Consider the following 22,108-nt stretch of genomic DNA (forward strand, 5'->3'; position numbering starts at 1 on the left):
AACAACAGGTTGCGGCATGAAGCGGGGCCGTGCCGCGACGAATCGCCTTCGATTCCACGTCTCATATGGGTAGCCATTTTGGCAAAGTCTTGCCAAATGCCGGAAAACGACCAAATGTCGCGGATCACTTCAACCGCTTCGCGCAAAGTCGCCCAATCCCCGAAAGCAGGACATGATGAACCCGAGACCGTCGATCGCCTTTGCGAAATTCGCCGCGCCCCAGGCGGCGGCGAGCAGGAAGGGCACGGTCTTCGTGCTGTCGGCGGATAGTGGCGGCCTGAGCGATGCGGCCAGGGCTTACGATCCGGGCAAGACGCTGGATCGGGCTTTCCCGATCGCCGAGTTTACCGGCAAGCTCGCCGGCATCGTTGAAATCCTGGCGCCGGAAACGACGTCGCTCGACAGGTTGGTCGCGATCGGCGCCGGCAAGGTCGCGGGGCTCGACGAATATGCCTGGCTGAAGCTCGGCGGCACCATTGCGGCATCGCTGCGCAAGGCAACCGACGTGGCCGTGGTGCTCGACCTGGCCGGCGCTTCGCCCGATGGCAAGGACGCCGCGAACCTCGCGGCGGGCATTCTTTTGCGCAGCTATTCCTTCGACAAGTACAAGACCAGGAAGGATAAGGACGACGGCCAAGGAGGCGGCCAGGGGGGCGGCCAAGGGAACGGTAAGCCCGATCCGAAAAAGCCGGTCAAGGTGACCATCCATACCGCCGACCCCGCAGGCGCCAAGAAAGCTTTCGCCGATGCCGAGGCGGTGATCGACGGTGTGCTTCTGGCGCGCGATCTCGTCAACGAACCGGCAAACGTGCTGGGACCTGTCGAGTTCGCCGCCCGCGCCAAGGAACTCGAGGCACTCGGCGTCAACGTCGAGATCCTGACCGAGAAGGAGATGAAGAAGCTCGGCATGGGTTCGCTGCTCGGCGTCGCGCAAGGCTCGCCCCGGGGCGCCCGCATGGCGGTCATGCAGTGGAACGGCGGCAAGCCGAAGGACAGGCCCGTCGCCTTCGTCGGCAAGGGTGTCACATTCGACACCGGCGGCAATTCGATCAAGCCGGCCTCGGGCATGGAGGACATGAAGGGCGACATGGGCGGGGCCGCCGCCGTGACCGGGTTGATGCATGCGCTTGCCGCGCGCAAAGCCAAGGCCAATGTCGTCGGCATCATCGGTCTTGTCGAAAACGCGGTCGATGGTCATGCCCAGCGCCCCGGCGACATCGTCACCTCCATGTCCGGACAGACCATCGAGGTGCTCAACACCGACGCGGAGGGGCGCCTCGTTCTGGCCGACGCGCTGTGGTACTGCAACGACCGCTTCCAGCCGAAATTCATGGTCAACCTGGCAACGCTGACCGGCGCCATCATGGTTGCGCTCGGCCTGCATTATGCCGGCCTGTTCTCCAACGACGACGAACTGGCGCAAAGGCTGACCGCGGCCGGACAGTCAACGCAGGAACGGCTGTGGCGCATGCCGCTCGGCGCCGAATACGACAAGCTGATCGATTCCAAGAACGCCGACATGAAGAACATCGGCGGCCGCTACGGCGGCGCGATCATTGCCGCGCAGTTCCTGCAGCGCTTCGTCAAGGACACGCCCTGGGCGCATCTCGATATTGCCGGGACCGCGATGGGCTCGCCGTTGAACGAGATCAACCAGTCCTGGGGTTCGGGTTTCGGCGTTCGGCTGCTGGACCGGCTGGTGCGTGATCACTACGAGAGCTGACGTTCATCCATGGCCGATGTGCTGTTCTACCATCTGACCGAATCGACGCTGGAGGATGCGCTGCCGGGCCTGCTCGAGCGCAGCGTCGATCGCGGCTGGCGCGCCGTGGTGCAGACCGGCACCGAGGAGCGGCGCGACGCGCTCGACCAGCATCTGTGGACTTTCCGCGACGATTCCTTCCTGGCGCACGCGACCGATCGCGAAGCTTATCCCGGTGAACAACCAATCCTGTTGACCACCGGCGACGGCAACCCCAACCAAGCCAAGATCAGGTTCCTCGTAGACGGCGCGGCTCCGCCCGACCTCGGCGGCTATGAGCGTGCGGTGTTCCTGTTCGACGGCCATGACGCGGCCCAGGTCGAGATGGCCCGGGCGCATTGGAAGACGATGAAGGACGCCGGCCACGCCGTGACCTACTGGCAGCAAGCCGCGGACCGCCGCTGGGAGCGCAAGGCGTAGAGCAATTCCACGGAAAGTGTGGACCTATCCCGGGAAAAGCGCGCAGCGCCTTGCCTGGCGAATTGCGCTAGAACGAAGAGCAGTTCGACGTTCGCCTGGAACGATGAACAACTCCAGCCCGGCGGCTTTCGCGGATGACGGTTCTAAAGCCTTGCCTTAATCCGCGTCTGTTTCCTGGTGACGTAGTCGCCGTATTTCAATTTCGCGGACTCGTCCGACCGGTTCCGATGCGAACTCCTGAAAACGTACCACTCGCCATCAGGCGACTTGCGCTTGTAGATCGCCTTGCCGGTCTGGCGATGCTCGAAGCAGGTCATTGAGCCCTTCACGCCCCAGGAGCCGTGCCATTGCGCGCGGTAGCACAACTTGCCGCCGCCGGGGATGAACCATATCCCGTCGCCATAGCCCGGCTGGCCCTTTTCCGTCGACCAGGCGTTAAATTGCCGCTGCCTGACGGCAAAGAACGCGGCCCCGTGATTGCCCCACATCCACGAACGGTTCTGATAGATCTGGTAGACGCCTTCGTCGGGCACCACGGCGCCCTTTTGCGCCTGCTCGGCGATTTTGGCCGCTGTCTTGGCTGTCGCGGGGACCTGTAAGGCAAGAACAAGAACGGAGCAGGCGAATGCCGCTCCAAGACAATTACCCAGCACTCGTTTCACGGAACTACTCCACGGACTGATTCACGCCACGCCTCACCATCATGCCGAAACGCTGGTTCGGCATGGATGGCAAACAAACAGAAAGATGGAGATCCATCCCGATCGTGTCGGGACGCATCGGGACGACGCGTCTACGGCAGGACGTGCTGGGTCACCCTCCAGTCGGGCAGACCATAGCCCCCCAGCCACGGCCACACTTCCTTCTGGTTGAAGTAGACAACTGAAGTCAGCGCCGGGAACTCCGCATAGGACTTGCGAGAATCGTCCTGCCACTTCGAAACATAGTCCTGCTTGCCGACATAGCCGAGTTCCGCCACCACGATCGGCTTGTTGAACCCCGCAACGCGATCATAGCCTGGCTTCAGCAACTCGGCGAACGTACGGTCGTGACCGGCCTCGTCGTTGTCCTTTTTCTGCAGGCCGAACACCGACAGGCCGATCACGTCGACATAGTCGTCACCAGGGTAGTATTTTTCCAAGCCTTCATCGCCTTTGGGCGACCACATATATTTGGCCGTGGGGGCGGCCTTGCGGCAGATATCGACTTCGCGCTTGTAGGCGGAAATCCAGTCCTTCGGTGCCCAGTTGGCCCAGGTGAAGCGACCGTTCTTGTCTTCCATTTCTTGCGCCCAGCGAATGGTCACCGGGCTTTTCATCTGTCCCACCAAGCCGCAGATCGCCTGCATATTGGCATCATATCTGCCGCCCAATATGCCGTCTCGCAGCTCGGGCGGGGTGATGCGCCAGTCCTTCGACCAGGTCCACGGCTCGATCGTGATCAACAGCGAGCGCCCGCGCTGCTGGGCATAAGCATCGGCCAGAGGCAGCGTCGATAAATCAACGTCTTCCCAAGGCAGGAACAGTTCCTCGATGCTGGCGGTCTTGTCATTGGTGAAATCGCCATACGGATCGTACGAGCCGAATGCCGACGCGGCGCTGCTCGTCTGAACGGGGTCCGTCGCGGGGACGGAGCCGGCGCCTCCCGCCGTGGGGAACGCGGCGCTTCCGCCCAAAACCAGCGTGACTACAAGCGCATTTGCTGCGGAGCGTTTCATTGTTTGCCTCCCAAGGCCCGACTTCCTACGGAAGCCAAGGCTTCGCCCGGCGCGTCGATGCCTGATCGACACGCCTATCCAGCACCCATCGGCTCTATTGGCGTAATCTGCGGGATTTCGGAGCGACCATTGGCGAGTGTGCGAACTTTGCACGGACCCACCCAAAATTATCCCTCAAGGCTCCGATACTGAAGAGCTTCAGAGAGAAAGTTCGCCGCGATACTCACAAATTCGCGTCAACATCCCGATATATCATCCCTAGCTAATTTAAGAGCCGGTCGGGGCCAAGAGTCAAGCACAATTAACGGTTGCTTAACCTTGGCGCTCGCAACGTGGTTAACGCTGCTTGTCCTCATCCAGACATGGGGACCAGCCCCCTCTCGGTGAATTCCTCAACGCAAAACGTCCGGCTTGCCTGTCCAGCGCTGGTCGGGCGCACGCGACCGCCGGATCGGCCCGGCGCTTCAAAGGCGCTAGGTTAACCAGTTCCCAAGAAGCATAGTTAAGAAGCCCTTAATGTAGTTGACTCTAATAAATTTGCGATGGATTCTGGCGCCGGGGTTGAAGGTTGTCGGCCGTCTTCGGCTGACGCTTAGAGTGGCGGCGGTACGTGTATGAGTGTTTCCGCGGACGTGGCGACCATCAGCGGTAAGAACAGGCCGAAACGCCGGTCTCGGGCGGCTCTGGCCAAGGCGGCGCAGAAGGGCCCTTTTCTGGTTCCCGTCCTGTCTGCCGCTCAGCAATGGATCCTGAGGCTGGCGCTGGCATTCTGGTTCGTCACGCTCGGTTTTTTCTGGATCTGGTGGCTAAGGCCCGAGCATGTCGAGTACATCGGGCCATACGCCTTCGCGACGACGGTGCTGGCCTGGCTGACGCTGATGCCGATGTATTTCCTGTTATTCGTGCTTGTGTCGAAAAGGCCGTCCAAATTTTACACGATCGCTGCGAGTTCGAGGGTGGCGATGGTGGTGACGAAAGCGCCATCCGAACCGTTTTTCGTGGTTGCGCGCACGCTAGAGGCGATGCTTGCGCAGGATTATCCTCACGACACCTGGCTTGCCGACGAGGACCCTTCCGAGGAGACGATCGCATGGTGCGAGGCGCGAAACATCCAGATTTCGACGCGGCGAGGCCGGGAAGACTATCATCGCAAGACCTGGCCGCGCCGAACCCGTTGCAAGGAAGGCAATCTCGCGTTCTTCTATGATCACTACGGCTATGAACGCTACGACTTCGTCGCCCAGATGGACGCCGATCACGTGCCGACGCTGACCTATCTGCGCGAGATGCTGGCGGCCTTCGCCGATCCCGCTGTCGGCTACGTCTCGGCGCCGAGCATTTGCGACAACAATGCCGCCGAGAGTTGGTCGGCCCGCGGCCGACTGTTCGTGGAGGGAATGCTGCACGGTCTGCTGCAGTCGGGCTACACGAGCGTTGGAGCGCCACTGTGCATAGGCTCGCACTATGCGGTGCGCACCGCCGCATTGAAGCAGGCGGGCGGGCTTGGCCCAGAACTGGCCGAAGACCACTCGACCTCCATGCTGATCAACGCGGGGGGCTGGCGCGGCGTGCATGCAATCGACGCCATTGCGCACGGTGATGGCCCGCAGACTTTCGCCGACCTCGTCACCCAGGAATTCCAGTGGTCGAGGAGCCTGACCACCATCCTGCTCGAATACTCGCCCGTGTATCTCTCCAAGCTGAGGCTGCGATTGAGGTTGCAGTTCGTTTTCTGCCAGCTTTGGTACCCGCTGTTCGCACTGCTCGCGCTCTCCACGTATCTCATGCCGATCTACGCGCTGTTTTCTGGCCGGAACTTCGCCAATGTGACGTATCTGGATTTCATTCTCCACTACGCGCCGAGTTCGGTTACGCCGATCATCCTGGTGATGATGCTGAAGGCGTTCGCGCTCTCGCGACCGGTAACTGCCAAGGCACTCAGCTGGGAAGGCATGCTGTTTCATTTCTTCGCGCGCTGGCCGTGGGTGCTGGCGGGCACGCTGTCGGCCGTCCGCGACTATCTGACCAAATCGTTTGTCGATTTCCGCGTCACGCCGAAGGGCCGCGGCCCGAAGGATCTCCTGCCGGTTCGCGTCGTCATTCCCTATGTGGCGCTTGCCGTCGGTGCGTCCTTGCCCGTGCTCCTTGTACAAAATCCGCAGAGTGCCACGGGTTTTTACTGGTTCGCCGCGTTCAATGCAGCTTTATATAGCCTGCTGACCGTCGTGATCATCGCCAAGCACGTCACCGAGAACAAGATTTCCCTGCGGCCGAGTATCGGCAAATTTGTCTTGCAGGCTTCGCTCGCCGGCGTGGCTTTAACGGCTCCGCTCGCGGGTTTTTACGGCCGCGGCCTGGAGGGCATTTACGGACTGCAGCAGGGTGCCGGCGCTGTTCATCTCGTCAGGATGGCTTTCCCCGTTTCGGGCGCCGGCATGGGCGAAATCGGCGCCCGCAATTTCTACTTCGATCCAGGTTGGTAAACGCGGCGCTGAGCGTCCCCTAACACCTGCAACAGCCCTTCCGACTCTGCCAGCCTGAGCGCTGATCGCCGTTGCCACCGGCGCGAAGGCTTCGTTTGCCGAAGCACCCCCACGCCAGGCTCCCCGCCAGCCTCCGATGCAATCAATCGAATTTTCGTCATATTCGAACGAACACCGAAAGACTGTGTTCATTATGCTGTTTGCACGAATTTTAATAAGTTCGTTCTAATATACGTATGCAGATTGAGTGGCGATGATCACTTAGAAAGTGCGGAAAGAAGCCGACTATAAAGTATATCACCCGCACATAACCGAATTATGTTTAAGGGTAGGGAGCCGTAGATGAACAGGGTTATGGAAAGTTTGGCCAACAACGGCAGAAAATATACCTGTGCTGTTGCTGCTTTTGTGCTCGTCTCGATGGTGTCCGGCTGCCAGACCATGGATACAACCAAGACCGGCTCGATCAACGGGCGAACCATCGACTACGGGTTCGGCAAAATGGCCCATCACGCCGGGAAGGTCCATCACGTCAAGACAAAGCTTCTCTACCGCAAACCGCTTACACAGATGAGTGTCGTGACGCGTACCAGGGAGGAGGCCTACGCGGCCTTCGTGCGGCCGCAACGGATTGCCAGGCCGGCACCGGTGAAGGTTTCCTACAGCCCGGGCAATGGCGGTCAGTTCCTCGGTCATTCGCCCTGGATTTGCGGCCCGAGCGGTTTCGGCCAGCGCGCCAGCTGCCGTTCGCGTTACTAGAGCATTGGACCTAAATGCATGTCGCCCGGACGTGTGCTCGGTTCCGGGACAACGACATGCAGATCAGAAGCTTAAAGCAGGCCGGGCGAATCCTATTCGCCGCGACATGTGTAAGTGGCGGTGCCTGACCGAGGGCTGCCGCCGAGGTCTTCGCTGGGGGCGCGAGTCGAGGGCGAGAGGTGGGCGCAGGGTTGCGCCTTATCTCTTGCCCTTCGACCGCCACGGGCTCGTGGCCATGAATATCCCTGGCGTTCCGATCTCCTCATGAAGGCCGGCTCGGGCGGAGCCAGCCGTCATCGTCGCCGGGCGCCGGCCGTGGCCGCGCGACATAGGCCGATGATCCGTTTGCCTCGTGATAGACGCGGGCCAGCATTTCCGCCAGCACGCCCGACGTCACCATCTGCACTCCGGCGATCAGCAGAAAGAAGCCAGTGAACAGCATCGGCCGTGTTCCGATGTCTTGCGCGAAAAACAGCTTCAGGCAAAGCAGATAGGCAAGTATCAGCGAACCTAGCGCGCCAAGCGCGATACCGATACCACCGAAGAAATGTCCGGGCCGTGTGCGATAGCGCATGAAGAAATACATGAACACCAGATCGAGCACGACCCTGAAGGTGCGCGAAATGCCGTATTTGGACTGGCCGTGGATGCGGGCATGATGCGTCACAACCTCCTGCGCGATGCGTCTGGGGGTCGTCACGGTAGCCAGCCATGCCGGGATGAAGCGGTGCATCTCACCATAGAGCTTGACGCTGCGGATGACGCTGCCGCGATAGACCTTGAGGCTGCAGCCATAGTCCTTGAGGCGCACGCCGGTGACGCGTGCAATCAGCGCATTGGCGATACGCGAAGGGAGCCTGCGCATCAAAAGCCCCTCCTGACGGTCCTTGCGCCAGCCGACCACCAAGTCGAGATCCTCGCTCAGCAGGCGGTAGACCATGCGCGGGATGTCGAAGGGATCATTTTGCAGGTCGCCGTCGATCGTGGCGATGACATCGCCGCGCGCCGCGTCGATGCCGGCCTGCATCGCGGCGGTCTGCTTGTAATTGCGCACGAGTTCGACCGCATGCACATGCGGGCCATAATGCGCAGCTAGGCGCCTGATCTCGCTCACCGTCGCGTCGGTGCTGCCGTCATCGACCAGCACGACCTCCCACGGCTGCTCGTAGCGTTCCATCGCCTGGTGAATCCGCGTCAGCAGCGGCTCGACGTTTTCGGCCTCGTTGTACATGGGCACGACGATGGACAGCGTATGGTCCGGCATCAGCGCGCCATCAGGCAGCCCCGAAGCAGGGATGGGCAATATGTTCATTGGGATGGCTTCCTTGCAGGTCCGACGGCCGGAGTCCCTGGCAGCGTCGATTTCGAGGGAAACAGCCAGGCTATCGCGCCGGTGGCGATAGCCGAGCAGAAGATGAACAGGTGCAGCGCCAGTGCCGCCTGCAGACCGCTCTTCATCGCAATTCCGGATGTGAGCAGCGCCGCCGCCGCTCCCGCTTCATAAGTGCCGAAGCCGGCGACGCCTTGCACCGGCAATATTGCGGCGCCTTCGGCCCCGACGACGCCTGGAAAGGCCGTCGTGAAGGATGTTCCCAGTATCAGGGCCAGCAGCCATCCCTGCACGGCGAGCTTCAGCGACCAGTTGGCGATCGTCCACCACCAGCCGTAACGCGAGCGCCCGGTCGCCTCGGTGAAGGTGTCGCGCAGCAGGCCGAGCTTCGCCACGATCCTGCCGCGCCCGGCCCAGTCATGCGGCGCGCGCGCCCAACGCGGCAGGTACCAGGCGGCAGCGATCAAGGCGGCGATCCCAGCGATCTTTATCGCCGCATGCAGGCCCGGCCACACCGCCAGCGCCAGCACGCCGACGACGAAAGCGTCCTGCAGCCTGAACCACAGCAGCGAGGCGCTGGCGCGCATGATCGGCACGCCGAAGACCTGGCGCAGGAGCAAGGGAAAGGCCGTCTCGCCGCCCCGGAAGGGTACGACGTTGATCATCGCATTGTGGATCAGAATGACGCGCAGGCAGGCTCCGAAACGGCCATTCACCTCGTCGCGGAACTCGTCGCAGACGCGTAGCGCACGCAAGACATAGGTGACGAAAAAGGCGATCGTCGCCACCGCGAACGTAGCTGGCGTGATGCGGTCGAAGGCATCGCCGACCGTCCGCCAGCGCGAGTCGCTTGCCAGCCAGGCCAGCAGGGCCAGCGTCACGATTATCGAGATTGCTCTTTTCAACCAATTCTCCGCCGGTTTTCACCACCGAGTTTCAGCGGTGGCATCGTGGCGAATGAACGTCCAAGACGTCATCCTGGGGCAGTTCGCCTGGCCCACCGCCTTGCCGGCCTTCCGCGGGGCGGATGCGTGGCCGCTGAGCCGTCGGGCCATATCCTGTCAAGGCCCACAGCTGTCGCAGCTCTCATGGACGGGTGATCCTATAGACCAGCAAAGCATCCGAATCCACAAGCTTGGTTGCGGTCTTGTCCAGATAGTCGACGACGCCGTCATGATGCTCGATGAACAACTGGTCCTGATTGTCGGCAGCGTTCTTGGCCGTGCCGAACAGATCCGCGCCTTGACCGCGCAACTCCTCGAGCTGGGCGATCGCGGTGGCGTCGTCCGCGACGAATTTCGACCATTCGACATCGCCTCCGCCAGGCGGGAACACCCAGCCGCGTGCCCTGCTGTAGTAGACGGCGACGGGATCGCCGACCTCCGGCGCGATGGCCACGACGAGGTCGCCCGGTTGCGCCAACCGCGCCAACTCCTCGCCGAGCAGCTTGCCGTTCATCGCGACCGGCGCCTTCATTGTCCTCACGAGAGGAAAGGTCGACCACACGAGGGTCACGACAACGATACAGATCGAACGCAGCACGACCGGCGACAGAACGGTTCCCGATGCAAACGTTGCCAGAAGAAGCGCGCCGCGGCCGCAGAACATCGCGAACGGCACATGGAAAATGTGGTAATTCCAGGGATTGCTGGTGATTTCGCGCGCCGCCGCCAGGTAGACGATCATGGCCGCACCTAGCCAAATATAAGGAATGGCCGAAAGGGTGCGCTGCGTCGGGTCTTCGGCGGGTCCGGGCGGTATCCAGAAACCGACCGCGATCAGCGCCATGAACGGATAGCCGTAGAACCACCAGACAGAGGTGTTCCACACGGATTTGAAGTAGAAGCCATCATTGACGAACGTCCACAATCCGGAGTTCCAGATGTAGCCGCTGCCCGCGACGTGATAGGGTGGATAGCTGCGGCCGAGATAGATGGCCCAGCTGAAATAGGCGCCGATGATGGCCAGGCTCAAAAGTCCCCACAGGAAGACCTCGGTCGCCTGCCGTCGCTTCTTCTGCAGAATCCAGCAGACCATCAGGTAGAAGATGACGGCGCCCGCCGCCACGCCCGGCGGCTTTGCCAGCGCACCGAGCGTGAAGCTGACGGCGGCGAGCGGCATAAGCCGTCGGCTGCCGCCGGCCCAGTATTTGGCGAACAGCCAAACGCCTGTTGTCACCAGCGCCAGCATCGACGGATCGGGCAGGAACGAGCTGTCGATCATGATCGCCGCAGGCATCAGCGCGTAGGCGAGCGCCGCCGCATGGGCTTGCGTTTGGCCCCAGCACAGCGCCGTCAACCTGTGCAGCGAAAACACCGTCACCAGACCGAAGAAGGCCGCAACCACGCGGCCAAACCAGTCGTGCCAGCCGAAGAGTTGGTAGAGCAGGGCGGTCAGATAGCTGACGATCTGGAACTCGCGGCCCTGATAACTCGGGCCCGGCCCGGTCCAACTTACCTCCGGGAAGAAGATATTCCAGCTGCGCTGTTGAAAATTGTCGGCCATCATTGCCGTGCTTGTCTCGCGCCAGCTGAAAGCGTCGACCAGTGGCAAGGTTATGTTGTGGAACCTGAACACGACCGCGATGAACAGGATCCCCAGCAAGACCGCCGTGTCGAGGTTCAGGTAATTGCGAGCAGCCGGGTCCCGAGCGATCGGCTGCTGCAGGTATTGCTGAACCTCGGCCTGATTCAATTCCGGATCGTCGCCCATTTGGAACCGCGTCCTCTCTGACGTCTGCGGATGTTGCTTTTGCGCGCGATTGTCAAAGGCGAGGGAGTATACGACGCGATCCTTAATTTTGGCGACAGCGGGCGCCGCGAAAGTTGACATCGCAGCTCCCGCGGCTGTTAAATAATTCGCAAAGGCTGTCGCGCCGATAGCGCTGCCCTGGGCCGCACAGACATGCCAACGCTGATTGTACCGATAGCTCCGACCAGGTCGCCGCCGCATGGCGTAGATCGTCTGCGGCGCAGGGAACGTCGTCGGTCCGCACGTTTCACGCTGCTCCTGTTTGTCCTGGCCCTCTGCGGCCAGGTGGCCCTCCCGGGAACGTCCCACGCGGCTGCCGCCAAGGACAGCGCACCTGCAAAAGCGGATAGCGCTATTGCTCCAATTGCCGCCACTGTTCCAACTGCCTATGAGCTGCAGCTTCTGTATGCCGATCGCACATGGATATGGGAAAATGGAGCGGCCTATTTCGCGAAGGGCAATCGGCGCCTTGAGGCCTGGACGTCGGGGCAGGATTCAGCGTCTGTCGCAGAGGGCAGGTGGCTGGTGACCAAAGACGGCAAGATGTGCATGGATGTCGCTTGGCGGTCCAACAGCTACAAGGGCAAACAGCGCCGCACCTGCTACAGCCACCGAATCAAGGATGGAACGATCGAGCAACGCAAGGATCCGGACGGAGAATGGTACAGTTTCAAACGAACTCCCGAAGGTCCTTCCGACGAATACCGAAAATTCGAATCTGGTGATACCAAGGCCGCGCGGTTCGAAGAGGCCCGCAAGTTGATCGACTCCAAGAACTGATGCATATGGCTCGGAAGTGTCCTCGGTTCCGGGACAACGACATGCACGAAATCAGAAGCTTACAGCAGGTCGGGCGAATCCTATTCGCCGCGGCAGGCGCCGTTCCTGGCTCCGTTGGCCCCTCCCGATACCACATCGGTGACGGCGTGTCCGGAGGGGCGGATTCAGGCAGGCCGCTTTTGCCAGGCCTGTGAAGAAGCTTGCGAATCGCTTATAAAACGCTGAGCAGTCCGGCTGGAATTGTCGGCGCACCGACCGCCGATTGGCGCAATCACTTCTCTCTGACAGACGACGAGACGATGGATCCAACACCATATGGTTTTCATGAAATTTAATAATTAGTGATGTCTAATATTTGTGTGTGATGTGCGAGTGGTCACTGAAACGGCGTGAAGCGGCGCAGGTGTCGCAACGCGCCCCAGCTTATACTCAAAGGCAAGGGACACATGGGGAACAATTCCGCAATGGGCGCTTCTCGCCTAAGCAAGAAAGCTCTCTCTATTGTTGTGGTGGCGATGACCTCTCTGGTTGCAGGATGTCAGGGGATGGATACGACCAGAACCGGTTCCGTCCTCATTGCACCGGTCGCGCATCCGCTCCGGAGCAAGCCTTCAGCCCGACCGGTCCAGGCTGGATTCATCGTGCGTTCGCTCAGGATCGAGCCTGAGGTGCTGATGACAAGGACTATCCGCACCACTGAAAGAACTTACGCTTTTGCTCCGCCACCGCCGATCGCGATCCGCACAACGGGACCCGTGAAGGTCGCTTTCAGTCCTGTCGATGAAGGTGAGTTGTTAGGAGGCTCGCCTTACATCTGCAGCCCCAGCGGATTTGGCCAACGCGCAAGCTGCCACCCGCGCTATCTCTGATCTATCGAGCAGCGACCGCTACCGCGCGGTCGCTTGGTGGCAGTATCACCGGTTTCGTCCGCAGCCCGAAGAATGGGGCGGCGGTCCTGACGATCGTGTCGATGTCGGAAAGCTGCGGCACAAAGCCAAGATGCGCGCGCGCCTTGCTCGGATCGGCATAGAGTTCGGCCGGATCTCCCGGGCGCCGGGCCCTGAAGACGGCCGGAACCGGTCTTGAAGTCATCCGGCTGACCGCCTGGACAATCTCCTTGATGGACACGCCTCGCCCGGTGCCGAGGTTGACCGCCAGGCTTTGTCCCCCGCCCTCCAAATGTTGAAGAGCTTTCAAATGGGCGCGGGCCAGATCGCTGACGTGGATATAGTCGCGCACGCAAGTCCCGTCCGATGTCTCATAATCCGTGCCGAAGACCTCGATCTCGTCGATGATGCCTGACGCCGCCATCAGCACCCTGGGAACCAGATGCGTTTCCGGCGAATGCCACTCGCCGAGCTCCCCGTCGGGATCGGCCCCGCAGGCATTGAAGTAGCGCAGGATGGCGAACTTCATTCCGTATGCGTTGGCATAGTCGCTGATGATCTGTTCGCCTATCAGCTTGGTGCGCCCGTACGGGCTGATCGGATTTTGCGAAGAGGTCTCACGAATAGGCAGTGCTTCCGGAACGCCGTAGGTGGCGCAGCTGCTGGAGAAGATGATGTTCTCGATCGAATGCGCGCGTGCGGCGTCGAGTACGGCGATGGTGCCCGTGACATTGGTGGAATAGTATTCGGCCGGCTGATTGACGGACTCTCCAACATAAGCGAGCGCCGCGAAATGGATGATGGATGCGGGCCGATAGGCTTCGATCGCCGCCCGCAATGCATCCCGGTCGCGGATATCGCCGACGACAAGCGGACCCCAGGCGACGGATTTCCGATTGCCGCGGGACATGTTGTCGAATGCCACCGGCAGATAACCGGCCGCGGCAAGCAGCTTGCACGTATGGCTGCCGATAAAGCCGGCTCCCCCTGTCACCAGGACTGCCGGCTGGCTCATGAAGCCGCGGCCCCTTTGGTAATCCGGCTCCCGTAGAGCAGGGCGTCGAAATAGTCGACGGTATGCGCGAGCCCTTGGGCCAGGCTGATCTTCGGCTCCCAACCGAGATTGCTTCTGGCGAAGGAAATATCCGGCTTGCGTTGTTTGGGATCGTCGATCGGCAATGGCCGATGCACGATTTTCGATCTGGAGTTGGTATAGCTGACAACCAGTGTCGCGAGTTCCATGATGGTGAATTCGCCGGGATTGCCGAGGTTGACCGGATGGGCAGGCGCACTCGGCGCATTCATCAGCCGCATGAAACCCTCGATCAGGTCGTCGGCGTAGCAGAAGGAGCGGGTCTGCAGGCCGCTGCCATAGACGGTCAGGTCTTCGCCACGCAACGCCTGGACGATGAAGTTCGAGACGACGCGCCCGTCATCGGGTTGCATGCGGCGACCGTAGGTGTTGAAGATACGGGCTACGCGAATGTCGAGGCCATACGTCCTCGAATAGTCGAAAAAAAGGGTTTCGGCCGAACGCTTGCCTTCATCATAGCAGGAGCGCGGTCCGTGCGTGTTCACATTGCCGAAATAGCTTTCGGGCTGCGGGTGCACGAACGGATCGCCGTAGACCTCGGAAGTCGAGGCCTGGAATATCTTGGCATTGTTCCGACGCGCGAGTTCCAACAGGTTCAGCGCGCCAAGCACACTGGTCTTGAAGGTATGGATCGGATCTGCCTGATAATGTGGCGGAGAAGCAGGGCAGGCTAGATTGTAGATCTCGTCGAACCGAAGGTCCAAAGGCAATGCATCGACGATGTCGTGCTCCATGCAGCTGAATCTCGGATCGCGCAGCAGCGTATTGAGATTGTATCTTTTGCCGGTATGGAAATTGTCCAGTGCGACGACGTCGTATCCGTCCTGCAAAAGTCGTTCGCACAAATGCGATCCCAGGAAGCCCGCGCCTCCAGCGACCAGCGCACGGCCTCGGTTATGGTCGTTGCCGTTGCCCCTTTGATCGTTTCTGGAACCAAGTTTCAGAACCTTGATGACCTTACTCATGCTTTCCTCCACGCACCGCACACGCTACCGCCGGGCAGGGCAAAGCACTGCCCGGCCACGTCCTTAAACGCGGCAATCTCCGCATCCGCGGATCGCCATCACTGATGTGCGCTTGTCACTAGCTGAGTTACGAGGCCGCTGCCGCCCGGCTTGTATCTGCCGTTCAGCAGTCCATGCGCCCCAAGATCGCGATCACGCGCCCCATGCCATCATCGCCGATTGCTCGCCCAAATTGCACATCCCAACGCCCTGAAAATATACCTGTGGAAATTCAAGTCAACTAAATTAGAGATTCCTTAACCAATTGTGTTTGCCATTGGTTAATCATGGCCGACGCGTTCCCGGCGCGGGCGCGGATGGCCACGGCCGGGGTTCTTCATTTTGAATCAGCATATTGGCTCGATCCAAGCAAATTTCACAGGCTGCCGCGATCTCTTCTCGGGAGCCATCAAAAGCCTGATGTCGAGGAACAGGGCGGAGTGTCCTTGTGAGATCATTGGGGTGGGTAGCCCCTGGGCACTGTCTGAAATGAAGAGCGATTCAGAAGGCGTCAAATCTTCAGGTTGCAATGAGATTGCTGCCCAAATCCGCTGGGACTGCAGACATAAACGCTTGGCCGTGAATACTTTGCCAGTATCTCTCTGCTGACGAAATCCACGTCGCAACTGGCAGCGGCGCAGAGCAGACCAAGAGTCAAAGTTAGAAGGCAAAATCGGCCCGCAGGAATGACTTTTAACGCCGATTTCTCTCTGTCGGGCCGCCCGTGTCCTCTGTGCATTCGAGGTTCCTCATCCGCCAAGGTATGAGTCGACATCCCCTTCTCGCCTGCAGGCGCATCGAAGTCATAGTGGAATGCCGACCATCTCGGCAATGGCATTTGAGGGCATAGGCTAGCTGCTGTCCATGGCGCGACCACGCATCCAGGTTGACCGCCGCACTGGCGCGCGGGCCGCAAAAATGGTCGAGATGGTCCGTTTCTCAGCGGGCCATCTCGTTCAGGCAACCACAAAACAGGGACGCCTGTTATCGTGTGGCAGACCGCTCCTGACGCGGCGCGATGCTCCAGCTTGGCTATGTTACTCCCGGCGGGACTGCCCGCCCGGCGGGCTTACTGCCCGCCCATTTCCTTCTTGCCGGCGGGCTTACTGCCCGCCCATTTCCTTCTTGAATGTGTCGAAATCGACCTGCATGCCGTTGAAGATAGTGCTCCAGTGGCGCGTCAGCGCCGCCATCGCCACGGCTTCCTCGATCTCCTCGTCGGTAGCGCCGGCGCGCTTGGCGTCCTGCGTGTCCGACCAGATGCAGTAGGTGCAAGGAATCTGCGCCGCCACGGCCAAGGAGATCAGCGACTTGACCTTGGGCGGCAACGCCGTCTTGTCGCTGAGCTCGATGGCCTTGACCTCGGCCCAGGCACCGGGCAGACCGGTTTTGGGAAACTGTTTTACAAAGCTTGGGACGCCGCCCATGGTCGACTGTATGTCCTTGAGGGTTGCATCATAGTCGTCGGCATGGGCAGGTGCGGAGCCAAGCGACAGGACACAGGCTGCTGCGGCGGACAGGAACACATGCTGGGATGAAGACTGCACGGATTTGACGATGCGATGGTACGACATGGTTTTCTCCTCTGGTCTTTGTTAGCCTTACGATGTAAGGTGACGGCGAAAATGAACCTTACACTGTAAGTTGTCAAGCGGCGCTATGGATCAGCCAATCACGAAACAGAGAGCGCGCGGGCGTCTGTCGCGCGAAATGATCGAGGACGCGGCTTTCGAGGTGATCGAGAGGGAGGGCCTTTTCGGCTTTTCGATGCGCAAGCTCGCCGCCGCGCTCGGCTGCGAGGCCATGAGCATCTATCATCACTTTCCCTCGGTGGCGCATCTGCACGAGGCGCTGATCGACCGGCTGATCGGCGCCCTTGAAGTGCCTGACACCAGCCTTCCCTGGCGGCAAAGAATGCGTGTTGCCGTCGACGATTTCCGCCGCATCGGCCGCGAGCATCCCGCCTATTCCACTTTCATTGTTACCTACCGGATGAATTCGCCGGTTTGCCTTGCCTGGTTGAACGGCATTATCGGCTTGTTCAAGGATGGCGGCTTCGACGCGGAACTCAGTGCGCGGCTCTTCCGCGCCGTGGGCTATTATCTGATGGGCGCGGTGCTGGACGAGAACGCGGGCTATTCCAGAGGCCCGTCCGCGGTGAACACCGTCAGCGACGAGCAACTGGCCAGGGACTATCCAAACGTCGTGGAGGCCGGGCGCTTTTTTGGCGCCGCCGAATTCGACAAGACCTTCGAACTCGGCCTCGACATGCTGCTGGACGAAATGGAACGCCTGCGCGACGGCGCCGATATAAGCCGACCGTCCGGCAGGGTTTGATTGCAAGGTGACCGCCTGAATGCGCTTTCTCTTCGTCCTGATCCTGTTGGCCGGCACCGGCATCGGTCTCATCTATCCCTGGGCGACGGCCAATTTTTCCGGCCGCGAAATCGGCACCTGGCGGGTCTACGAGCAGGGCCGATTCAAGCCGTTGACCGTATCGCTTAGGGATCGCGATGCGCCGGTGCGGGTGCTGGTGGACCTGACCGCGAGGGCCGAACGCATCGTTTCGCAGCAGCGCACTGTGTTGACGCTGACCGCGGCCACCAATGGCCGCACGGTGCTTGCCTCGACGCTGCAGTTCAACCATGTGGACAATCCGCGCCAGGCCAGCCCACAGCTGCCCGACAAGATCTTTCGCGACGAGGCTGGCCTGATCGCCACCGTCAGCCCTGGCGCTTACGTCTTCACGGTCGGCCCGGGCGATGCCGAGGACATACCGATGCGAGCGGTCGACCTTGTCTTGCGCTCCGGTGTCGGGGAAATCGACGGCCGCGCGCGGCCGATAGGCTTCTCGCTGATGGCGGTCGGCCTGATCGGTTTCTTGCTGTCCTTGCGTTCTCCTGGCGGGCGACCGGAAAATCCGAACTCGCAGCCGCCGCCGCCACGTTGGGGCAGGGGTCCCACATGAACTATCGCCACGCCTACCACGCCGGCAATTTTGCCGATGTCGTCAAGCATGTCGTGCTGACGCGCGTGCTCGACTACCTGAAGCAGAAGGACAAGGCGTTTCGCGTCATCGACACTCATGCCGGCATTGGCCGCTACGATCTGTCGTCACTCGAAGCGCACAAGACAGGCGAGTGGCAGGGCGGCATCGGCAGGCTGATAGATGCCGCGTTCGATGCGAAGGCGGCAGCGCTGCTGACGCCTTATCTGGCGGCGGTGCGCTCGCTCAATCCGGAGGGCGGCGTAAAGAAATATCCGGGCTCGCCGCTGCTCGCGCGCAATCTCCTGCGCAAGCAGGACCGGTTGTCGGCGATCGAACTGCACCCGAAAGACGCCGCCAGGCTGAAGATCGAGTTCGCCGGCGATTTTCAGACAAAGGTGATGGAACTGGACGGCTGGCTTGCGCTCGGAGCGCACCTGCCGCCGAAGGAAAAGCGCGGCCTGGTGCTCATCGATCCCCCCTTCGAGGAAGAGGGTGAGTTCGGCCGCCTCGTCGACGGGCTGGTGAAGGCGCACAGGCGCTGGCCCAGTGGCATCTACGCGCTGTGGTATCCAATCAAGGACCGCAAGGCGGTGATCGCCTTCAGGAAAGCGCTGAAGCAATCCGGCATCTCGAAAATCCTCGACATAGAATTCGAGATCAGGCCAGCCTCTTCCGATCCCAGCCTCGATGGCACCGGCATGGTGGTGGTCAATCCGCCCTTCACGCTGGAAGGCGAACTGCGAACCATGCTGCCGGCACTGCACAAATTGCTCGCCGTGGCCAAGCCGGCCCACTGGTCGCTGGAATGGCTGGCCGGCGAGCAGGTCCCGCCGCCGGAATAGCCAGTTTCGATCGCCGCGTTCCTTACGACCGCACGATCAGTCTTGGGGAACTTAGCCGTTACCCGCGGGTTGCTGCTTACAGCAACTGCCCGGCGCCGGTTTCTGGAAACCATTGTTTCGGCAACCGCTTGACCGCCGCCGAGCGAATCCGCACAGTGCGCGCAATCGACCTTGAGAGGCTGCCATGACTCGCTTCGCCAAATCCGCACTTGCTGCCCTGATTTCGCTCTGCACGCCCCTTGCCGCGCCTCTCGGTGTCACCCGGGCGGTCCAGGCGGCCGACCTCGGCGTCTATACTGAGGACGATGGCAGCATCTGTGGCGAGACATGGGTGCTGAGCAAGATCACGCATCGGTTCTCCTACCAGGTGCATCACGTGCCCCATCTGCCCGACGTCGGTATCACCGATTTTCGTGACATTCGCCAGCACCGTTATCAGCAGGCGAGCGAGGAATGGCCGATCGGCCGTCACTATTGCCGGGCAACCGTCAGCCTGTCGGATGGCCGGGACCGGTCGATCTTCTATCTGATCGAGGAAGGCCAGGGCTTTGCCTCCATCGGCGACAATGTCGAGTTCTGCGTCTCGGGCTTCGATCGCTGGATGGTCTATAACGGCCGTTGCCGCGTCCTGCGCTGAACGCACCTCGTTCTCCTTACGATCTTTTTCGCGCCTGCGGCCTGAAGGGGGCGCAGGCGAGACGCTGACGCCCCGGCGGGTCGGCGCCTGCGCCGGCGTCGCGCTCGGCGCCATCTGTCTCGGCTATCAGCCGTGATGACAACGCGCTCCTTGTCGAAACACGCGGCAATTCCGCCGCCGTCGAACTGTCGACGGGCGGCTCGCCGTATCGTGAGGCGGTGAACCAAGGCTCGTCGCTTTGCTATTTTCTGCGACGCGTTGCCTCTGCCTGATCGATGATCTTGCGAAGAAAGGCAATGTGACCGCGAAAGGCCCGCCGCCCGGCCGTCGTGACCCTGATCCGTGTCTGCGGCCGGCGTCCGACGAAAAGCTTTTCAATATCGACATAGCCAGCTCTGGCCAGCGTATCGAGATGTGCTCCGAGATTGCCGTCGGTGACTTCGATCATGGCTTTCAACTGGACGAACTCCAGGGTCTCGCGCCTTTTCAGCATGTTCAGGACGGCCATGATCCTGAGCCGTGTACTCTGGTGGATAATGTCATCGGCGCTCATCAACAGGCTCCAATGCGGCAAAGCCTTGGGTTGTCGCCATATGGCTTGGCGATTTTGCGGTGCCATTTGCTTCTGTATGGCCGAAACCGACGGCGCAATCGCATCTCATACAGAATACTCTGTTCTACAGAGTATTCTGTCAGTCGGAAAGCCGATGCTCAAGCCATGCTTGACAAGGTGATCTTCAGATCGACCGTCGCATCGCGCTCGTGATCCGCGCGAACCGCGCGCCTGCAAAAGATGATCGCTTCGATGACGCGGCGGGTTATGATGTTCACGGCCAAGGATCACGCGTGAAGCCGCTCGCTAATCTTCGGATCTTGATGGCGAGATCGCATCGGGAATGCCGGTATCGATTTGCTGGCGACGTCAGAAGATCAGCAGCGGATTTTTGCGATGATGAGTGTGATTGTGTGTGGATCGCAACTAAAATTTAAGTTGAGAAAATCATACCATTGCTTCGCTGGCTAGCGAGACGCGAGTCAGATATGCATTGCGCGCCGGGGTCATTCACGGCCATCGGCATAACGTGAAGGGGCATGACATGGCTAAGCAGTCATCTAAAGCGCCGGCATCCAAGGCACCGGCAAAGAAAGCACCCGCAAAAGCAGTCGCGGCGAAGGCCGCAACAGCAGTGAAGAAAGCAGCGCCTGCCAAGGCGGCGGCAAAGCCGGCAGCGAAGGCGCCGGCCAAGAAACCGGCGGCCGCCAAGACTGTCGCGAAGCCGGCAGTGAAGAAGGCGGCGCCCGCGAAAGCGGCGGCGAAAGCGGCGCCGGCCAAGAAGCCTGCTGCCAAGGCGACGGCCAAACCCACAGCCAAACCCGCTGCCAAGAAGGCGGCTCCCGCGAAAGCCGCGGCGAGGCCGGCAGCAAAAGCGGCACCGGCCAAGAAGCCGGCGGCCAAGCCAGCTGCCAAAGCAGCCGCCGCCGCGACCAAGCCGGCGGTGAAGAAAGCCCCAGCGCCGAAGGCAAAGGCAGCGCCTGCGAAGGCGAAGGCTCCGGCCAAGAAGTAGACGGATCGTTGGGGCGTCGCGTGTCCTTCGGGATCCGGCAAGGACGCTCTGACGCTCTGGATCGGAGCATGTTCGGCAACGGGTTCAGCCCTCTGGGCTGAGCGTCGGGAAGGGGCCGAGGGGCAAGCAAAGCGAGGCGCCGGTTGGCTGCCTCGCTCGCCCAACTTTTTTGCTCCTCGCGGTGGTTGGCGAATGTATCGGCGTGACGCTTAGCGCCTGCGAAGCGTGGGTGCCAGAGAAGTGTAGGCGCACGTTCGAATCGGGCGACTTTTTGTCGTGGCCTGCTGATACTTTCCAGAGTACCGGCATCAGGCTTGTCGTGATGCCAGGGCGGAAACCGCAGCCGGTTTCTGGCCGCTGTTTTTTTGCACTCTGGCAATTGATCGCGACAGTCCTGCGGTCAACACTGGATGTTTGCAAACAGGAAACCGATCATGCCGAAGCTGCTCTACGCGTCCGCCTCTCCCTACAGCTCCAAGGTAAGGATGGCAGCGGCCTATGCCGGAATCGCCCTCCATGAGGTGCCGGTCAAGACCGAGGACAGGCCGGCCGAACTGATCGGCGCCAATCCGCTCGGCAAGATCCCGGTGCTGGTGCTCGACGATGGCCGTTCGGTTCACGACAGCCGCGCCATCACCCAGCACCTCAACCGGATTTCGAAGAACGTCTTGTTTCCACGCAATCCCGACAAGCGTCTGGAAGCGGAAGTGCTGGAGGCGCTGGCGGACGGTATCTGCGATTGCGCGCTGTCGATGGTCTACGAACGCCGCACCCGGCCTGAAGAGATGGTCTATCAGCCCTGGCTCGACCGGCAGTGGGCGAAGATCATGGCGGCACTCGATCTGCTCAACGCCAATCCGCCAAAGCTGCCGAAGAAGATCACGGCCGGTCAGTTGGCATTGCGTGCCTGCCTCGGCTATCTCTCGCTCCGCTTTGGCGGACGGTGGGAGAAGGGGCGCGGCCGGTTGACCCGCTGGGCGGCGCGTTTCGACGAAAAATTCCCGGAGCTGAAGTCCGCGGTTCCGGCCTGAGCGATCGGCACAAAAAAGCCGGGCGCGAGGCCCGGCTTTTCGTGTCGTGGCTTGAACG

Annotated in this window: 20 protein-coding genes; 11 read left to right on the forward strand and 9 right to left on the reverse strand. The window is 61.0% G+C overall.

The annotated features are described in order from the left end of the window. Positions 1 to 175 precede the first annotated feature (175 nt). Both FJ954_RS27175 and FJ954_RS27180 read left to right on the forward strand, forming a co-directional pair. Positions 176 to 1,723 (forward strand): leucyl aminopeptidase, encoded by a 1,548-nt coding sequence (locus FJ954_RS27175; protein ID WP_015318494.1) that lies wholly within the window; start codon positions 176 to 178, stop codon positions 1,721 to 1,723. 9 nt (positions 1,724 to 1,732) lie between these two features. Beyond that, a complete protein-coding gene (locus FJ954_RS27180) occupies positions 1,733 to 2,182 on the forward strand; it encodes a DNA polymerase III subunit chi (protein WP_140664650.1) in 450 nt (149 codons plus the stop codon). A gap of 143 nt (positions 2,183 to 2,325) precedes the next feature. Here the strand turns inward: FJ954_RS27180 and FJ954_RS27185 are convergent, their stop codons facing one another. Beyond that, complete coding sequence (locus FJ954_RS27185) at positions 2,326 to 2,844, reverse strand: DUF995 domain-containing protein (RefSeq protein ID WP_015318492.1); 519 nt, start codon at positions 2,842 to 2,844, stop codon at positions 2,326 to 2,328. 131 nt (positions 2,845 to 2,975) lie between these two features. Then, complete coding sequence (locus FJ954_RS27190) at positions 2,976 to 3,899, reverse strand: glycoside hydrolase family 26 protein (RefSeq protein ID WP_140664653.1); 924 nt, start codon at positions 3,897 to 3,899, stop codon at positions 2,976 to 2,978. 614 nt (positions 3,900 to 4,513) lie between these two features. Here FJ954_RS27190 and FJ954_RS27195 point away from each other — a divergent pair. Both FJ954_RS27195 and FJ954_RS27200 read left to right on the forward strand, forming a co-directional pair. Then, on the forward strand, positions 4,514 to 6,382 hold the full coding sequence (locus FJ954_RS27195) for a cellulose synthase catalytic subunit (RefSeq protein ID WP_140664655.1): 1,869 nt from the start codon (positions 4,514 to 4,516) through the stop codon (positions 6,380 to 6,382). 342 nt (positions 6,383 to 6,724) lie between these two features. Beyond that, a complete protein-coding gene (locus tag FJ954_RS27200) occupies positions 6,725 to 7,141 on the forward strand; it encodes a hypothetical protein (RefSeq protein ID WP_140664658.1) in 417 nt (138 codons plus the stop codon). A gap of 262 nt (positions 7,142 to 7,403) precedes the next feature. Here the strand turns inward: FJ954_RS27200 and FJ954_RS27205 are convergent, their stop codons facing one another. The 3 genes from FJ954_RS27205 to FJ954_RS27215 all read right to left on the reverse strand — a co-directional run bounded on the left by FJ954_RS27205 (position 7,404) and on the right by FJ954_RS27215 (position 11,183). Beyond that, positions 7,404 to 8,405, reverse strand: a complete 1,002-nt coding sequence (locus tag FJ954_RS27205; protein WP_210241783.1) for a glycosyltransferase family 2 protein — start codon at positions 8,403 to 8,405, stop codon at positions 7,404 to 7,406. Between the two features lie 44 nt (positions 8,406 to 8,449). Next, the gene (locus FJ954_RS27210; RefSeq protein ID WP_140664664.1) at positions 8,450 to 9,376 is read right to left on the reverse strand and encodes a lysylphosphatidylglycerol synthase domain-containing protein; all 927 of its coding nucleotides are present in this window, start codon (positions 9,374 to 9,376) and stop codon (positions 8,450 to 8,452) included. A gap of 181 nt (positions 9,377 to 9,557) precedes the next feature. Further along, on the reverse strand, positions 9,558 to 11,183 hold the full coding sequence (locus FJ954_RS27215; protein WP_140664667.1) for a glycosyltransferase family 39 protein: 1,626 nt from the start codon (positions 11,181 to 11,183) through the stop codon (positions 9,558 to 9,560). 192 nt (positions 11,184 to 11,375) lie between these two features. Here FJ954_RS27215 and FJ954_RS27220 point away from each other — a divergent pair, with 192 nt between their 5' ends. Then, entirely contained in the window at positions 11,376 to 12,002 is a 627-nt protein-coding gene (locus tag FJ954_RS27220; protein ID WP_167331129.1) for a DUF995 domain-containing protein, read from the forward strand. 870 nt (positions 12,003 to 12,872) lie between these two features. On the opposite strand, the gene galE is transcribed toward FJ954_RS27220, so the two are convergent. From galE to FJ954_RS27240, 3 genes are all read right to left on the reverse strand, one after another. Beyond that, positions 12,873 to 13,904, reverse strand: a complete 1,032-nt coding sequence (gene galE / locus FJ954_RS27230; protein ID WP_140664673.1) for a UDP-glucose 4-epimerase GalE — start codon at positions 13,902 to 13,904, stop codon at positions 12,873 to 12,875. Next, a complete protein-coding gene (locus FJ954_RS27235; RefSeq protein ID WP_140664676.1) occupies positions 13,901 to 14,947 on the reverse strand; it encodes a UDP-glucuronic acid decarboxylase family protein in 1,047 nt (348 codons plus the stop codon). The genes galE and FJ954_RS27235 overlap by 4 nt, the downstream gene beginning before the upstream one ends. 1,142 nt (positions 14,948 to 16,089) lie before the next feature. Further along, entirely contained in the window at positions 16,090 to 16,560 is a 471-nt protein-coding gene (locus FJ954_RS27240; protein WP_015318481.1) for a carboxymuconolactone decarboxylase family protein, read from the reverse strand. An 85-nt stretch (positions 16,561 to 16,645) separates the two neighbouring features. Between FJ954_RS27240 and FJ954_RS27245 the strand changes: the two genes are divergently transcribed. The 4 genes from FJ954_RS27245 (at position 16,646) to FJ954_RS27260 (ending at position 19,454) form a co-directional block, all read left to right on the forward strand. Beyond that, positions 16,646 to 17,323 (forward strand): TetR/AcrR family transcriptional regulator, encoded by a 678-nt coding sequence (locus FJ954_RS27245; RefSeq protein ID WP_140664679.1) that lies wholly within the window; start codon positions 16,646 to 16,648, stop codon positions 17,321 to 17,323. A gap of 19 nt (positions 17,324 to 17,342) precedes the next feature. Beyond that, positions 17,343 to 17,954 carry a hypothetical protein gene (locus FJ954_RS27250; protein WP_140664681.1) on the forward strand — a complete coding sequence of 204 codons (612 nt, stop codon included), beginning with the start codon at positions 17,343 to 17,345 and terminating at the stop codon, positions 17,952 to 17,954. Further along, positions 17,951 to 18,817, forward strand: a complete 867-nt coding sequence (locus tag FJ954_RS27255; protein ID WP_140664684.1) for a 23S rRNA (adenine(2030)-N(6))-methyltransferase RlmJ — start codon at positions 17,951 to 17,953, stop codon at positions 18,815 to 18,817. Before FJ954_RS27250 ends, FJ954_RS27255 begins: the two co-directional genes overlap by 4 nt. Before the next feature lie 184 nt (positions 18,818 to 19,001). Continuing rightward, positions 19,002 to 19,454: a hypothetical protein gene (locus FJ954_RS27260; RefSeq protein WP_140664686.1), complete on the forward strand. Its 453-nt coding sequence runs from the start codon at positions 19,002 to 19,004 to the stop codon at positions 19,452 to 19,454. A 241-nt stretch (positions 19,455 to 19,695) separates the two neighbouring features. On the opposite strand, the gene FJ954_RS27270 is transcribed toward FJ954_RS27260, so the two are convergent. Then, complete coding sequence (locus FJ954_RS27270; RefSeq protein ID WP_140664692.1) at positions 19,696 to 20,007, reverse strand: transcriptional regulator; 312 nt, start codon at positions 20,005 to 20,007, stop codon at positions 19,696 to 19,698. A 634-nt stretch (positions 20,008 to 20,641) separates the two neighbouring features. Here FJ954_RS27270 and FJ954_RS27275 point away from each other — a divergent pair. Continuing rightward, the gene (locus FJ954_RS27275) at positions 20,642 to 21,019 is read left to right on the forward strand and encodes a hypothetical protein (protein ID WP_181177930.1); all 378 of its coding nucleotides are present in this window, start codon (positions 20,642 to 20,644) and stop codon (positions 21,017 to 21,019) included. A gap of 434 nt (positions 21,020 to 21,453) precedes the next feature. Then, positions 21,454 to 22,050, forward strand: coding sequence for a glutathione S-transferase family protein (locus FJ954_RS27280; protein ID WP_140664697.1), 597 nt, complete (start codon positions 21,454 to 21,456; stop codon positions 22,048 to 22,050). Positions 22,051 to 22,108: the final 58 nt, after the last annotated feature.

The organism is Mesorhizobium sp. B2-3-15, from assembly GCF_006442875.1.
GTDB classification, from domain to species: domain Bacteria; phylum Pseudomonadota; class Alphaproteobacteria; order Rhizobiales; family Rhizobiaceae; genus Mesorhizobium; species Mesorhizobium australicum.